Below are 641 nucleotides of genomic sequence, written 5' to 3' on the forward strand. Positions count from 1 at the left end.
AAACGCTGAATTTTACGAGCGCGTGATACAGACAATTTGTCTTCTTCAGACAATTCATCCATACCCAGGATCGCGATGATATCTTTCAGTTCTTTATAACGTTGCAGGGTGTTTTGAACACCACGAGCAATATCATAATGATCGTTACCAACAACCAATGGATCCAGCTGACGTGACGTTGAATCCAGCGGGTCAATCGCAGGGTAAATACCCAATTCGGCAATTGAACGTGACAATACAACGGTCGCATCCAAGTGAGCGAAGGTGGTTGCAGGAGATGGATCAGTCAAGTCATCCGCAGGTACGTATACCGCTTGTATAGACGTGATAGAACCGGTTTTGGTTGAGGTAATACGTTCTTGCAAAACACCCATTTCTTCGGCCAGTGTTGGCTGATAACCTACCGCTGAAGGCATACGGCCTAACAGGGCGGATACTTCAGTACCGGCCAATGTGTAACGGTAAATATTATCAACGAAGAACAATACATCACGGCCTTCATCACGGAAGAATTCCGCCATGGTCAAACCAGTCAACGCTACACGCAGACGGTTACCTGGTGGCTCATTCATCTGACCGTAAACCAGTGATACTTTGTCGATTACGTTTGAATCGGTCATTTCGTGATAGAAGTCGTTACC

General features: G+C 46.0%; 1 pseudogene. It reads right to left on the bottom strand.

The annotated features are described in order from the left end of the window. Positions 1-641, bottom strand: a pseudogene (locus B3O33_RS03170) (F0F1 ATP synthase subunit beta); the annotation flags it as partial.

It is taken from the genome of Methylophaga sp. UBA1464 (assembly GCF_002325665.1).
Taxonomy (GTDB): Bacteria; Pseudomonadota; Gammaproteobacteria; order Nitrosococcales; family Methylophagaceae; genus Methylophaga.